Origin of the sequence: Oceanotoga sp. (assembly GCF_030445905.1) — a bacterium.
Lineage (GTDB): Bacteria > Thermotogota > Thermotogae > Petrotogales > Petrotogaceae > Oceanotoga > Oceanotoga teriensis.
The window spans coordinates 1-13,771 of record NZ_JASUSU010000011.1 but is presented as its reverse complement, the minus strand read 5'-3'; the positions used below and the strand labels follow the sequence as shown (position 1 = coordinate 13,771).

Annotated in this window: 17 protein-coding genes and 1 tRNA gene; 11 read left to right on the top strand and 7 right to left on the bottom strand. The window is 25.5% G+C overall.

What is annotated here, in order from left to right; genetic code table 11:
* Window positions 1-143 precede the first annotated feature (143 nt).
* Window positions 144-1,034: a YncE family protein gene (locus PWP28_RS04680; RefSeq protein ID WP_109603860.1), complete on the top strand. Its 891-nt coding sequence runs from the start codon at window positions 144-146 to the stop codon at window positions 1,032-1,034.
* Here the strand turns inward: PWP28_RS04680 and PWP28_RS04675 are convergent.
* The gene (locus tag PWP28_RS04675) at window positions 1,015-2,058 is read right to left on the bottom strand and encodes a polysaccharide pyruvyl transferase family protein (RefSeq protein WP_109603859.1); all 1,044 of its coding nucleotides are present in this window, start codon (window positions 2,056-2,058) and stop codon (window positions 1,015-1,017) included. The genes PWP28_RS04680 and PWP28_RS04675 overlap by 20 nt on opposite strands.
* A gap of 62 nt (window positions 2,059-2,120) precedes the next feature.
* On the opposite strand from PWP28_RS04675, the gene flgB reads away from it, so the two are divergent.
* From flgB to PWP28_RS04655, 4 genes are read left to right on the top strand one after another with little or no spacing between them, the layout of a single operon-like run.
* The gene (gene flgB, locus PWP28_RS04670) at window positions 2,121-2,525 is read left to right on the top strand and encodes a flagellar basal body rod protein FlgB (RefSeq protein WP_264149927.1); all 405 of its coding nucleotides are present in this window, start codon (window positions 2,121-2,123) and stop codon (window positions 2,523-2,525) included.
* The gene (flgC, locus tag PWP28_RS04665) at window positions 2,525-2,944 is read left to right on the top strand and encodes a flagellar basal body rod protein FlgC (protein WP_308644341.1); all 420 of its coding nucleotides are present in this window, start codon (window positions 2,525-2,527) and stop codon (window positions 2,942-2,944) included. Before flgB ends, flgC begins: the two co-directional genes overlap by 1 nt.
* An 18-nt stretch (window positions 2,945-2,962) precedes the next feature.
* The gene (fliE, locus tag PWP28_RS04660; RefSeq protein WP_308644340.1) at window positions 2,963-3,253 is read left to right on the top strand and encodes a flagellar hook-basal body complex protein FliE; all 291 of its coding nucleotides are present in this window, start codon (window positions 2,963-2,965) and stop codon (window positions 3,251-3,253) included.
* Window positions 3,254-3,266: 13 nt separating this feature from the next.
* Entirely contained in the window at window positions 3,267-3,749 is a 483-nt protein-coding gene (locus PWP28_RS04655; protein ID WP_109603855.1) for a hypothetical protein, read from the top strand.
* Window positions 3,750-3,787: 38 nt separating this feature from the next.
* On the opposite strand, the gene PWP28_RS04650 is transcribed toward PWP28_RS04655, so the two are convergent.
* From PWP28_RS04650 to mgtE, 6 genes are all read right to left on the bottom strand, one after another.
* Entirely contained in the window at window positions 3,788-5,212 is a 1,425-nt protein-coding gene (locus PWP28_RS04650; RefSeq protein WP_158274751.1) for a monomeric [FeFe] hydrogenase, read from the bottom strand.
* Between the two features lies 1 nt (window position 5,213).
* Complete coding sequence (locus PWP28_RS04645) at window positions 5,214-5,456, bottom strand: (2Fe-2S) ferredoxin domain-containing protein (protein ID WP_109603853.1); 243 nt, start codon at window positions 5,454-5,456, stop codon at window positions 5,214-5,216.
* Window positions 5,457-5,468: 12 nt separating this feature from the next.
* On the bottom strand, window positions 5,469-6,632 hold the full coding sequence (locus PWP28_RS04640; RefSeq protein WP_109603852.1) for a SpoIIE family protein phosphatase: 1,164 nt from the start codon (window positions 6,630-6,632) through the stop codon (window positions 5,469-5,471).
* A gap of 23 nt (window positions 6,633-6,655) precedes the next feature.
* Window positions 6,656-7,156 carry a PAS domain S-box protein gene (locus tag PWP28_RS04635; RefSeq protein ID WP_158274750.1) on the bottom strand — a complete coding sequence of 167 codons (501 nt, stop codon included), beginning with the start codon at window positions 7,154-7,156 and terminating at the stop codon, window positions 6,656-6,658.
* Window position 7,157: 1 nt separating this feature from the next.
* Window positions 7,158-7,427, bottom strand: a complete 270-nt coding sequence (locus PWP28_RS04630) for a (2Fe-2S) ferredoxin domain-containing protein (protein ID WP_109603850.1) — start codon at window positions 7,425-7,427, stop codon at window positions 7,158-7,160.
* Window positions 7,428-7,557: 130 nt separating this feature from the next.
* On the bottom strand, window positions 7,558-8,907 hold the full coding sequence (mgtE, locus tag PWP28_RS04625) for a magnesium transporter (RefSeq protein WP_109603849.1): 1,350 nt from the start codon (window positions 8,905-8,907) through the stop codon (window positions 7,558-7,560).
* Window positions 8,908-9,101: 194 nt separating this feature from the next.
* Here mgtE and PWP28_RS04620 point away from each other — a divergent pair, with 194 nt between their 5' ends.
* The 6 genes from PWP28_RS04620 (at window position 9,102) to PWP28_RS04595 (ending at window position 13,771) form a co-directional block, all read left to right on the top strand.
* Window positions 9,102-10,574: a HAMP domain-containing sensor histidine kinase gene (locus tag PWP28_RS04620; RefSeq protein WP_308644339.1), complete on the top strand. Its 1,473-nt coding sequence runs from the start codon at window positions 9,102-9,104 to the stop codon at window positions 10,572-10,574.
* Window positions 10,575-11,456: an HDOD domain-containing protein gene (locus PWP28_RS04615; protein ID WP_109603847.1), complete on the top strand. Its 882-nt coding sequence runs from the start codon at window positions 10,575-10,577 to the stop codon at window positions 11,454-11,456.
* Window position 11,457: 1 nt separating this feature from the next.
* The gene (rbfA, locus tag PWP28_RS04610) at window positions 11,458-11,814 is read left to right on the top strand and encodes a 30S ribosome-binding factor RbfA (protein WP_109603846.1); all 357 of its coding nucleotides are present in this window, start codon (window positions 11,458-11,460) and stop codon (window positions 11,812-11,814) included.
* Complete coding sequence (truB, locus tag PWP28_RS04605) at window positions 11,807-12,715, top strand: tRNA pseudouridine(55) synthase TruB (protein ID WP_264149922.1); 909 nt, start codon at window positions 11,807-11,809, stop codon at window positions 12,713-12,715. The genes rbfA and truB overlap by 8 nt, the downstream gene beginning before the upstream one ends.
* Window positions 12,716-12,721: 6 nt before the next feature.
* Window positions 12,722-13,609, top strand: coding sequence for a riboflavin kinase (locus PWP28_RS04600; protein WP_308644338.1), 888 nt, complete (start codon window positions 12,722-12,724; stop codon window positions 13,607-13,609).
* A gap of 90 nt (window positions 13,610-13,699) precedes the next feature.
* Window positions 13,700-13,771 (top strand) — tRNA-Glu (locus PWP28_RS04595).

Genomic DNA, 13,771 nt, shown 5'->3' with positions numbered 1-13,771 from the left:
AGATAATCATAAAAAAATTTTATATTTTAATTCTATACATTTTTATTTTTGTTTTAATATTTTCTGAAGATTATTTTGTTGAAATAAATAAATTTAATATTGGAAAAAGGGCTTTTCATATAAATTCTTACGATAATTATGCTTTGATTTCTGATTATGATGGTAAATTATCCGTTATAGATTTTTATACAAATGAAATTTCTCAATATAATGATGCAACCATACCAATGGCAGCTGCATATGATGGTGAATTTATATATTTAATAGATAATTATAAAAGAGAAATTTTAAAATTAAAAAATAACAAATTAATAAAAAAAATTAGAATAGAATCAAAACCAGTAAACATAGTGTTTTTAAATGATAAGCTTTATATAACTTCAAACTCACCAAATAAACTATATATATTAAATTCTAATTTGGACATATTAAAATCTTCAAATTTAATAGTTGATAGTCCAGCAATAAATATATTAAATAATCAAATTTTTGTTCCAATGTTTGATAATTTTGAAGATAATAAATTTTTAACTAATATTTTATTTTATATTCCTGAAAAAAATACTTATATAATCAACTATGCCAATATAAAATTTCCTAAAGATATAACTTATTACAACAATAATGAATATATAATTTCTTATTTTGATGGAAAACTTTATAAAAATTCTTATAAAAGGCAAGAATTTGTAGCTCAATTTGGTAAATATACAGAAAAAATTTCTACTTATAAAAATTATATAATTGGAAATTCTTTATATGGTGGTATTTATTTTTATGATACTAAAAATGGAAAAACTACCAAAATACTTGAAGATGTACCACTTAAAGACTTTGAAATTTCTCCTAATAATGATTATATATATGCAATTTCTCATATTTATAATAAATTGTATATTATAAAAGATTTTAAAATTTTTCAAACTTTAGATATAGATGAATATCCAATAGATATTTTTTCTCCAGATGAAAATATAGTTCTTGTACTTTCTACAGATGGAGAAACTTTGCAAATTATAAGGCGTTTTGAATGAGTTCTTTAGTTATCTTTACTGAATTTAATATATCAATATTAAATCTTTCTCCAAGTGTTTTAAAATCATAACCTTTAGTTATATAATCTGTGTATAAAGAACTTATATCTATTAGTTCTTTATAAAAAAATTTATAATCCGATGAAATATTTTTTAAAACTCTTTGATTTTTATTATTTCCGTATGTAAACGTAGGTACTCCAAAAAAAATACCTGCAATAGCTCCATGAAGTCTATCAGAAATTATTAAATTAGATGTAGATATCTCTTCTATTATTTTATTAAAATCTTTTAATGGAAAAGGTATATTTACTTTATTTTCTCTCATTTTATCTACTATATAATAATTTACTGATGAATCTTTATCTGAATTTATTATGAGTGTTTGTATTTCATGATCATTGAAAATAGAAAGAAAATCTATTAAACTTTCTATATCATTATAATTATTTTTTAAACATATAGATATTTTGTTTTTTTTATCTTTTTTGATAAAATTTTCTTGTTCATCCATCAAACAATAAAGACCTAGATCTGCCGAAAGATAAACATTATGATTATAATTTTTTGCAAAATTATAAGATGTATTATCTCTAAATATAGCTTGTAGGTTTTTATAAGATAAAACTTTTTTTAACATTTTAGAAGCTATTTTATGTTTTATGGGACCTAACCCTTGAGATAATAAAAGTATTTTTATATTATTTTTCATAGCTGTTTTCGCTATATAATAATAATATAAAAAACTTTTTAAAGAGGTTTCGCTTTGAAATAGATTTCCTCCACCATATATAACTATATCCATTTTTTGAACATAACTTCTAAGACTTAAAATATCAAATCTATTTATATTTTTTATAGAAAAAGAATAAGAAGTTTTATTGATTGGTAGTTCATTATCTGATGGAATATATATATTTCCAGAAAAATTTATTTCTTGAAATATTTTTAAAATGCTTTTTAAAAGAAGATCATCTCCAAAATTTTTAAAACCATAATATCCAATTAGCATTATATTTTTCATATAATGACCTCCATTTAGGAAATTTATATTTTTTAAAGAATAATAGAACAGGAGGGATAAAAATGTTTAATGATACCTTTAAAATTTTACCAAAAGCAATGGATGCATCTGTTCTACGTCATAAAATGATATCACAAAATCTTGCAAATAAAAATACCCCAAATTATAAAAGAAAATATGTTTCTTTTGAAGAAGAGTTAAATAAATCTATTGATAATAATTCTGATCAAGATTTAAAGTTAAATACGAATAATTCAAAACATATCACAAATTTTAAGAATATAGATGAAGTAAACCCTTCTGTTAAAGTTGATGATTCAAAATCATTTGAAAATGACGGTAATAATGTTGATGAAGATAAAGAGTTTTCATTGATGATTCAAAATTCTATGAAATACACTGGGTTATCAAGATTGATGACTTATTCTATTCAAAGATATAATACTGCTGTTAGGAGTGGTAGATGATGGATGGCTTGTTTAAAAGCATGAATATTTCTGGAAGTGGAATGTCTGCAGAAAGATTTAGATTAAATATTATTTCTCAAAATCTATCCAATGCAAACACAACAAGAACTGATAATGGAGGACCTTATAGACGAAAATCTGTTTCTTTTGAAGAAGTTTTAAATGGTTCTATGAGTAATTCAGAAAGTTTTGGTGGAGTTAAAGTAAGCTCAATAAATGAAGATCAAGCTCCATTTCGTCTTGAATATGAACCTGATAATCCTGATGCAGATGAAAATGGCTATGTTAGATATCCAAATGTAAATGCATTGCGTGAAATGATAGATATGATATCTGCACAAAGGGCTTATGAATTCAATGCAACTGCTGTAAGTACAGCTAAAACAATGTATAATTCGGCCTTAAATATTGGAAAATAATATGGGAGGTGAATCGATTTGATAAACAGAATAAATAAAATCGGTTTAGAAAGTGTTAAAAATACTGATTTAAATAAAAATAATAAAAATTTAAACTTTTCAAAAATGCTTAATGATGCTATAAATGATGTAAACAGTTTACAAAATATTTCTGATAAAGCTACAAATGATTATGCAACTGGAAAAATTAATGATGTACATCAAGTCATTATAGCTGCTGAAAAGGCTTCTCTATCTTTGAGATTGACTACAGAAGTAACGACAAAAATAATAGATTCTTATAAAGAAATAATGAGAATGCAATTATAATTGGAGGCATATAATGGAAAATGTTGTTAAAGCTGTTGAAGATTTTTTTGAAAAAAAACCTGATGCAGATTTCGATGAATTAGATATATTTTTAAATAATAATTTTTCTAAAGAAGAAATCGAAAAATATTATGAATTATTGAGTGAGACACTTGGGGGTATGAAGGAAGTAATCGAAAACCCCGTAGAAATGTTTACAAAAGATCAAAAAGAAAATGTTATATCTGGAGAATATTTTGAATTGGTTAACTTTCCAAAAGAAGAAAGATTAAGAAGTTTAAAAGTGGCTGAATGGAAATCAGGAGAATTAGAACCTGGTGAATATTTAATAGATTCAAGTATGGTTGGAAGTTATTTCATACAAAATGGTAATGGTAGTTTAATACTCGGTAAAAATTCTTTAGTTTTTTTCTCTGGAGATCTTATAACTTTTAATAAAGTAAGTGATGATATTTTAAAAGTAGATAAAAAAGTCATCTGTTTATATAAAAAATAATATTAAAGGGTAGAATAATTAATTATTCTACCCTTTTTTTATATTTTATCTAAAGTTTTGATTTTTTTTAATCCATTATTTGCAACTCTTGGATTTATTAAGACACCTGGTCCTGATATACATCCTCCAAAGCAAGCCATTCCTTCAAGAAGATTTATGTTTTCTTTTTCTAAATCTTTAAAAATTTGTTTTCCTTCTTCAAGCCCATTCATTTTTAAAGTTGTTATATTTTCTTTTTTCATCCTATTCTCTACAGCTTTTGTAACTCCACCAGAAGCAGCAAAGTTCCAAGCATCATAACTACCTTCTATGTCTTCATTTTCAAAGTCTGTTGGTTCAATATTTTTAGCTATTAATAAAGCACCTAATTCTTCAAATGTGATGACATAATCAATATAATTACTGTTGTAAGCTTCTGATTTTTTTGCTATACATGGTCCTATAAATATAATATTTGAATCTTTATTTTCTTCTTTAACTTTTTTTGCCAAAGCAATCATAGGTGATGGTGCAGGTGAAATATTTTTTATATATTTATGTTGATGTTTTTTTATATATTCAACAAATGCAGGACAACAAGATGTTGTTACTAATTCTTCAGTATTATCTAACAGTTCTGCTTCTTCTTGAGCTACAATATCAGCACCTATAGCAACTTCATATGCATTATCAAAACCTGCTTTTTTTAATGCATCTTTTATTTGACCTATGCTTACTTTTGGACCAAACTGCGAAACAATGGCAGGCGCAAAAATAGCTATATTATTTTTAAAATTTTTTAAACTGTAAAGAACGTTCATGAGATAAGATGGAGTTTCTACAGCTCCAAAAGGACAAGAAATATAACAATTCCCACAATTAACACATTTTTCTTCATTTATTTTTGCGGAATTATCTTCATCTTTTATTACAGCATTTACTGAACAAGCTCTTTCACAAGGTCTTTCTAATTTTACTATTGCAAAATAAGAACATGATTTAGAACATAGTCCACAACCTATACACTTTTCAGTATCTATAACAGCTCTTCCATTTTCAAAAGATATAGCATTTTTAGGACATGCATTCATGCATGAGTGTGCCACACAATTCCTACATAAATCAGTTACATAATATCTTCCAGAAGGGCAAGAATCACATGCTTCTTTTATAACTTGAACAAATTTTTCTGATTTTAAATCACTTTTTCCAGATAATATTTCATCTAAAAAAGGAGTTAATTCATAAAGTTCTTTATCTTTTGTTTTATCATAATCCAATCCTAAATAATTTTTTATCCTATTTTTTAAAACTTCTCTTTCATGATACACAGAACCTCTATACTTACCTTCAGGGCCAGGAAGCATTATTTTTGGTAATTTATCGATTTCATCTTCTAATTGATTATTTTCATACATTTCTGCCATTTTTATAAGGGTTTGTCTTCTCAATTTCATAACTTCATTAAATATAAAAGATCTCATTCTAATTATCACCAACCATGGCAATAATAATTTTTTTGATTTTATCCGGAGATAAATCATCATAAAGTTTGTCATCTATCTTAGCTATAGGTGGTTTCATTTGCCCATGACAAACATCAAAACATGTAGAATACTTTATACTAACATTATTTAAATACTTTTCTGGAAGCTCATTTATAGCTTCAACTAAAGATGATGATCCCAATAAATGACATGTTGTTCCAACACATATACTTATCACCATACTTTTTCCTCCTCAACAATATTCTATTTCAACATCTTTACCCACTCTCTGTAAATTTTTAACTATATCCCTAACTAAATTAGATCTTATGGACATATCAAAAGGTAAAGCTGGATTATGATAAAATGCATTGACTTTTCTTCCAACCATTATTTTTATTTCGTCACAGTCTCTAAGTATTAAAAACATATTATCTGCCGCATTTATATTTTTTTTATCAAAATCTATTTCATACATATTATTTTTACATTCTGAAAGCAATTTATTTAAAGCTTTTAATGTTAAAACTCCTTCAGTTACTAAATCAACATTTTCCATATGCCCATAAGGAGGAAGTTCTTTGCTGGAAGTACTTGTAAGATCTATTTCCATTTCATTTCCAGTTATTCTTGATACTATATTACTTGTAGTTCCACCAGATATTATTTTTTTACCATCAAATTTAGTAAATTTCTCAACATAATAACTATCTTTTTTCGGATCTAATGGTGGTCCTGTAAATATTATTGCTCTTGGTTTTTCTGTAATCTTAAGACCAACAAGTGTTGCATCATCTCCCGCTTCAAAACCATAATAACTCTCTGTAACAGCTATTAAATTATCAACCATGTATTTTATATCTCTTGTTCTTCTATACATCCTTTTTAAATATCCAGCTATATTTTCTATTCCCCAACCAAAATCCATTAAATTTCCAAGACCTGCATGAACAACACCATCAGACATAACAAATATAAAATCTTCTGGATCAAGAGTAAATGTAGATATTTTAATTTTTTTATCATTAATTATTTTTTCCTGATAAGTTGGCCAATAAAGTTGACCTTTTTTTAATATTATTGGTTTTGGATTATCATAATTTACTAATTTGACCATTCCATTCCTAAAAATTTGAACAATTGTAAATGTAGAATAAGCTATTCCTCTTACTTTACATACTGGTAAAGTGTTTGCTATAGTATGAACAACTTCTTCAACATCTACACCTTTTTTAAACATAGTACTTATTATTTCAGTTGTTAAAATAGATAATATACTTGCTTTTATACCACTTCCAAGTCCATCAGACATAACTGCTATTTTAGAATCTTCAGTTTTTCCCAATTGAAAATTATCTCCACATACCTCTTCACCAAATTTATTAAGATTTTTTTTGTATATAACCGCCGATATCATTTAAATACACCTACCTCTCATATTTAACTTTCTTTTTTCAAAATAGTCAACAATTTTACAAGAGAGGCTTTAGTCTCTGCTGTTGTTTCTCCAAGAATAGAAGCAATTTCTTGACCTGTTTTCATCTGTTTATCAACGATTTTTTGAACTTCATCCATTATCTGTAATTTTAAAGTTCTCAATTCTTTTTCCTTTCTTTCTTGATCTGTTATATCATGAAAAATTTTAACAACCATTTTTTCATCTTCTATTTTAAAAGTTACTTCAGAAACAGTAATACCGTAATTTGGATATTCTTTTATTCTTCTAACTAAATTTTTTTTCCCATTATTAACTTCATAAAAATCTTGATAATCATCAAAAAAATCAAAAACAGATCTACCTATAACATCTTGTCCTTCAAGAAAAAACATTTTTACAAATGCAGGATTAACAAGTTTTATATCATAATTTTCATCTATAGCTAAAAGTCCATTTGGATCATAGTCCATTATAAGTTCCCAAACATTTTTTGTTACATTCAATTCATTCTCCTCCATTCATCAATATTTCTATATATGGAATTATTTCATTCTCGAATTTTTCAATCGTATTCTCTGGACTCATTTTTTTAAAAAATTTATCCCCAACTTTAATAACAACTCCTTGATTGCAAGGACCTAAACAAAAAGAACCTTTTAAATGCACTTTGGCTTTTAAATCATGTTTTTCGATTTGTCTATTAATTATTTCAACAATTTCATTAGATCCTTTCAAATAACAAGCACTACCCATACAAACATAAAAATCAATCATATTGACTCCCCCTTTATTAAGGTTGCATTTGTATTATATAACTAATATATTAATTAATTATATTTTTTAAAGTAAACACTTAATGAATTTTTTCACATTTTCTCTAACAAGGGCATAAGAAGCCCTTGTTCTAAATAAAATCTTTTAATAAAGATAATGCTACAGAAAAATAAACTGTCATACTTATAACATCCATTAATGTTGAAATTAAAGGACCAGATATTAATGCGGGATCTAATTTTAATTTTTTTGCTATAAAAGGTAAAATTGCTCCAAGTAAATTGGAAACTATTACAACAATTATAAGAGATATAGATAAACTAAGTATTATCATAGGATTTTGAGTATTTACAAAAGCTCTGAATCCCATAACTATTGATAAAATCACACCCATAATACTTCCAATTAGAAGTTCTTTAAAAAATACTCTTTTCATATCTTTAAATTCAAGTTCGCCAAGCGCAATTGAACGTATTATTATTGCAGACATTTGACTTCCAGCATTCCCTCCCATTGCATTTATTGTTGGAATAAATGCTGCCAATATAGTAACTTTTTGTAAAACATGAGAATAACCATCTATTATAAAAGCTGCTGTACTCTCAAGTAAAAGTAACATTATAAGCCATATAACTCTACTTTTTATAAGTTTCCAAGTTGAGGTGTGAAGATATGATGTATCAGTAACACCCATACCAGCCATTTTTTGTATATCTTCGGTTACTGAATCTTCTATTATATCTACTATATCATCAATAGTTATAATACCAATAAGTCTTTTTTCAGAATCTGTTACAGGTAAAGCTAATAAATCATAATCTTTCATTATTTTTGCAACTTCTTCTTCATTTTCATAAGCTTTAACATATACAAATTCTTTATTCATTATATCTTTTATCAATTTATCATCATCTGCAAATATCAAATCTTTTAATTCTATAACTCCTTCGAGTTTTCTATTATGATTTATAATAAATAATGTATATATAGTTTCTTTTTCGTTTCCATAAGTCCTTATATTTTTTAAAGCTTCCGAAACAGTAAGATCTTCTTTTAAATCAAAAAAATCTGGTGTCATTATTCTCCCAGCAGAATCTTGAGGATAATTTAATAAGATTAAAGTTTGATCTCTTTCTTGAGGTGAGAGATAATTTAAAAGATTTTTAACAACATTTGCTGGTAATTCTTCAAATATCTCAACTCTATCATCTGGTTCCATATTAATTATTATTTCTTTCAATTTCTCTTCTTTAAACAAAGCTAATAATTTTTTCTGATCATCTATTTCGAGTTCAGTAAAAACAACTGCAGCTATATCTTTTGGAAGAAGTCTGAATACTACTATCTTTTCTTCTGCTTCAAGTTCCTCTAAAATTTCAACTATATAAGGAACAGATTGTTCAGAAATTAATTCTTTAAGAACTTTGAATTGTTTTAAATCTATTAATTTTTTTATATCTACTGTCATTTCTATTTTCACATATATTCCTCCTTTATGGTGGTTTATTAGAATAACTACTTAACGGATCTTCCATATATATCATCTCCTTTTGTGTATATTTTCATTTTAACATTATTTTTTTAAGTTTTATAGAGTTATTGATTATTTTTTTTGAAAAATTAATTTTAATAATGTATAATTTATTAAGACAATTATTTTGGGATGGTGTTTCAATGGCTGAAAAACTAAAAACTAATTTATCTTTTTTAACTCAGATTTCAACTGTAATAATGGAAATTTCGAAAATAAATTCAGTTAAAGAAGCTTATGATGTAATATCTATAATTTTAAAAAGATCTCTTGAAATTGAAGAAGAATATTTTTTTGAATTAGAAAATGAGAGTATAATAGAAATATTTGGAAAACCTTTTAAAAAAGATCTAGAAGATATTGTAATGTGGGCACATAACAAGTCTGACGTTTCAATTTTTCCGGATGATGTTGGATCTTATATTTTGATTCCTATAGTTAGTACTAACAAAATTAATTTTATCTATGTTGGATATACTGAAGAAGAAAATTTTTCTAATCAATTTATGACTACAATAAAATTAGTATCTTTTTTGTTGGGAAACCTTTTTGAAAATCTAAAGCTCTATGAAAAAATAGTTGCCAAAAACTTAATAATAGAAGAAAACAAAAACTTTTTAAATAGTGTTTTAAATTCTACTACAGAATCTATAGTTGTCTATGATAAAAATAAAATAATAAAATTCGAAAATAACAATTTTTCAAAAATAAAAGAAAATAGTGCTTTAATGGATAAAATAGAAGAGTATACAGAATTAGCTTTCAATAATAAATTAAATAATAATTTTGAATTTGATATAAAAAATAATTTTTATTCTATAGATATTATAAACATTGAAATAAAAGAAAATTCTTATGTTTTGATAGTTGTAAGAGATGTTTCTGGTACAAAAGAATTAGAGAAACTCAAAAAAATAGATAAAATGAAGATGGAATTTTTATCTATGATGTCACATGAATTAAGAACACCTTTGAGTGCTATTAAAGCTTATTCTGAAACTCTTATAAATTCTTTAGATATTTTAGATAAAGATACTTTATCTGAATTTTTAAATACTATTTTTAAAGAATCCAATCATTTAGATAAGCTTTTAAATGATCTATTAGATTTTTCTAAACTCGAATTAAAATCTTTAACTTTAAGAAGAGAATCTTTTGAATTTACAGAATTAATAAATGAAGTAATATCTTCTTTAGAAGAATTTTCAAAAACTAATGATGTGAAAATCATTTTGAAATCAAATGAAAACATAATATTAAATCTTGATAGGACAAGAATTAAACAAATTTTGGTAAATTTGATACAGAATGCTATAAAATATTCTGATTCTAAAAAAGAAGATAAATATGTTCAAATAAATTATGAACAAAATGAAGAAAATATAATTATTTATATAGAAGATAATGGTATTGGAATAAAAGAAGAATATCAAGAGAAAATTTTCGAGAAATTCTTTAGAGCAGATTCTTCACTGAACTATGAAATACAGGGCACTGGAATAGGATTATCCATTGTGAAAGAACTGGTAGAGCTTCATAATGGGAAAATACTCCTCGAGAGTGAATTTGAAAAAGGTTCTAAATTTATAATTACTTTACCAAAAGGTGTGATTTAATTGGAAACTTCTATAAATAAACTTTCAAAAAAAATAAATGATCTACCAACTCCTGACTTCATAGTTCAGAGAATCATAAATGTTGCTTCAGACCCTGAATCGAGTACAAAAGATTTAAATATGGCTGTTTTACAATCTCCTACTCTATCAGCAAAAATTTTAAAATTATCAAATTCAGCTTATTATGCATTACCAAGAAAAATAACAAAGCTTTCTCAGGCTATAAACATACTTGGTTTTAAAACTGTTAGAAATCTTGCTTTAGGAGTTTTTACTGCTAATAGCTATTTTAAAAAAGAATATGAATTTTTTAATACTGAAAAATTTTGGAAACATTTGATGAGTACTGCAATGGCCTCCGAACTTTTATGTAAATATCTAAATTATCCAGACAAAGAAGAAGCTTTCTTATCTGGAATGTTGCATGATATGGGAAAAATTGTTATGGCTTATGTTATGCCAGATATTTTTGAAATAATATTAAAAGTAGCTAGACATAAAAAAATAAAATTTCATCAAGCTGAAGATTTATTGAATACATATTCTCATCAAATAGTTGGAAAAATGCTATTTGAGAATTGGGGATTGTCTGAATTAATAATAAATACAGCAGCTTATCATGACACTCCTTCTGAAGCAAAAGATAGTGATTCTAAAATGATGATAGGAATTGTATCCATTGCAAATTTATCTGTTAATACTATAATGTATGGTTATTCTGGAAATTTTGGAATAGAAATTCCTGATGATAAAACTTGGAATAACATAGGTTTGACTCCAAAATTATATTTGAATTATTTCAAAGAACTTGAGGAAAAAATAAATAAATCTAATGATTTTATGAATTTAAAAGATATTATCGTAGATATGGATGGTGAATAAAATGGCAGGATTTAAAATACAAATGCTTGAATCACAAATAATGAAACTTTTAAACTCAAATATTTCGAGTTTAAGAAATGATAAATTGAGAGGCCAACTATTTACAATTAATAAAGTAAAATTAGCAAAAGATAAATCTTATGCCGATATATTTGTTTCAACTTTAAATGGAAATATTGAAAAAATATTAGATGGTTTAAATGAATCTAAAGGATATTTAAGAACTTTAATAGCTAAAAATATAAGAATGTATAAAGCACCAGAATTAAGAATACATAAAGATGAAGGAATAGAAGCAAGTATAAGAATAAATAACCTACTAAATAATATAGAAATTAAGGATGAAAATGATGAATAATGGATTTTTAATAGTAAATAAGCCTGAAAATATGACTTCACACGATGTAGTAAGTATTGCAAGAAAAAAACTTAATACGAAAAAAATAGGCCACACCGGTACATTGGATCCTTTTGCTACCGGTGTTCTTATTCTTGGTATAAATAAGGGAACTAAATTTATAGAATTTCTTAATAAAGATATTAAAAAATATTTTGTGCGTGGAAAACTTGGTGAAATAACGGATACTTTTGATAAAGATGGCAAAGTAGTAGAACAAAATGAAGTTACAAACGAAGATATCAAAAAAATTGAACCTACAATAATGTCTTTATTGGGAAAAAGAATGCAAACACCGCCTTCTTATTGTGCAAAGAAATATAAAGGTAAACGTTTATATGAATATGCGAGAAAAGGTGAAATTATAAACCTTCCACCTCATGAAATTGAAATTTTTTCTATAGAAAATTTTTCACAAGAAGGTAAAGAATTTGAATTTGAAGTTACTGTTTCTGCTGGAACTTATATAAGATCTTTAATAATGGAAATTGGTTATATAATAGGCCCTGGTGCTGTTACTATTGAATTGAAAAGAACTCAAGCTGGAAATATGAATATATTAAATACTATTGATATAAATGATATTTCTTATGAAAAAATAATTTCTATAAATGAGGTTTTAAATATTCCTATTTTAAAGGTAAATAATTCAGATAAAATAAAGAACGGAATACAAATCTATAAAGAATTTGTAGAAAACTATGAAAAATTTAAAAAAGATGATTTCGTTAAATTAATAGATGAAAATAATAATTTTTTTGGAATAGCTAAGGCAGAAAAGAATTCTTCGTTTATTAAAACCCTTATTAAAAATAATGAAAGAAATGATAGAATAGCAAAAATTTATAAAATATTGAGGTGACTAATTTTGTACGTTTTAACTGTTGGTACGTTTGACGGAGTTCATAAAGGCCATAATTATATTCTAAACAATACTCTCGAAGAAGCAAAAAAAGATAATCTAATTCCTTTGGCTATAATGTTGAGGTATCCAATAGGTCAATATGTGAATGGATTTGATGGTTTAATATTACCAAGTTGGAAAAGAAAATCCTTAATGGAAAAAATGGGATTCAAAGTAAAAATTGTTGATATGGAAGATGTCTGGAAAATAACCCATGAAGAATATTTAAATGATTTAATAAATTTAGGTGTAAAAAAAATCGTATGTGGTGAAGACTTTAGATTTGGTAGAGGAGCTCTTGGAGATGTAAGTTACCTCTTAACCGAAGGGGTTAAAAAAGGTTTGAAAATAAAAGTTCTTCATGATTTAAAAAATAATGGAAAAAGAATAAGTTCAACTTTGATAAGAAAATCTTTAAAAAAAGGTCTAATAGAAAAAGCTAACTTTATGTTGAATAGGCATTGGACACTTGAAGGACCTATTTATGAAGATAGACATGTTGGTAGGGATAGATTGGGATTTCCAACAGCCAATATGGATATAAGATATAAAGAAGATATACTTTTTCCTGCATATGGTGTTTATATATCAAAATCTTTATTAAATGAAAAAATTGTATATGGTTTAACATCAGTTGGTATAAGACCTACATATTATGAAAAAAAGAAAGAACCTAAAGTAGAAACATTCTATATGGATTTTGATAATAATCTATATGATCAAATAATTGAAATAAAAATTTTAAAATTTCTAAGATCTGAAATAAAGTTTAACAGCGAAAAAGATTTAATTTTACAAATGAAAAAAGATGAAATTTTAGCGAGAAATATTATACTAAAAGAAAAATTATAATTTTTTAATATTCTGTTCACATTAAAACCTTGACAAGATAGATTATCTATGATATTATATATCTCGGTTGGCGAAACAAAAACAACAAAAGCCCCCATCGTCTAGCGGCCTAGGACATTGGCCTTTCACGCCAAAGACACCAGTTCAAATCTGGTTGGGGGC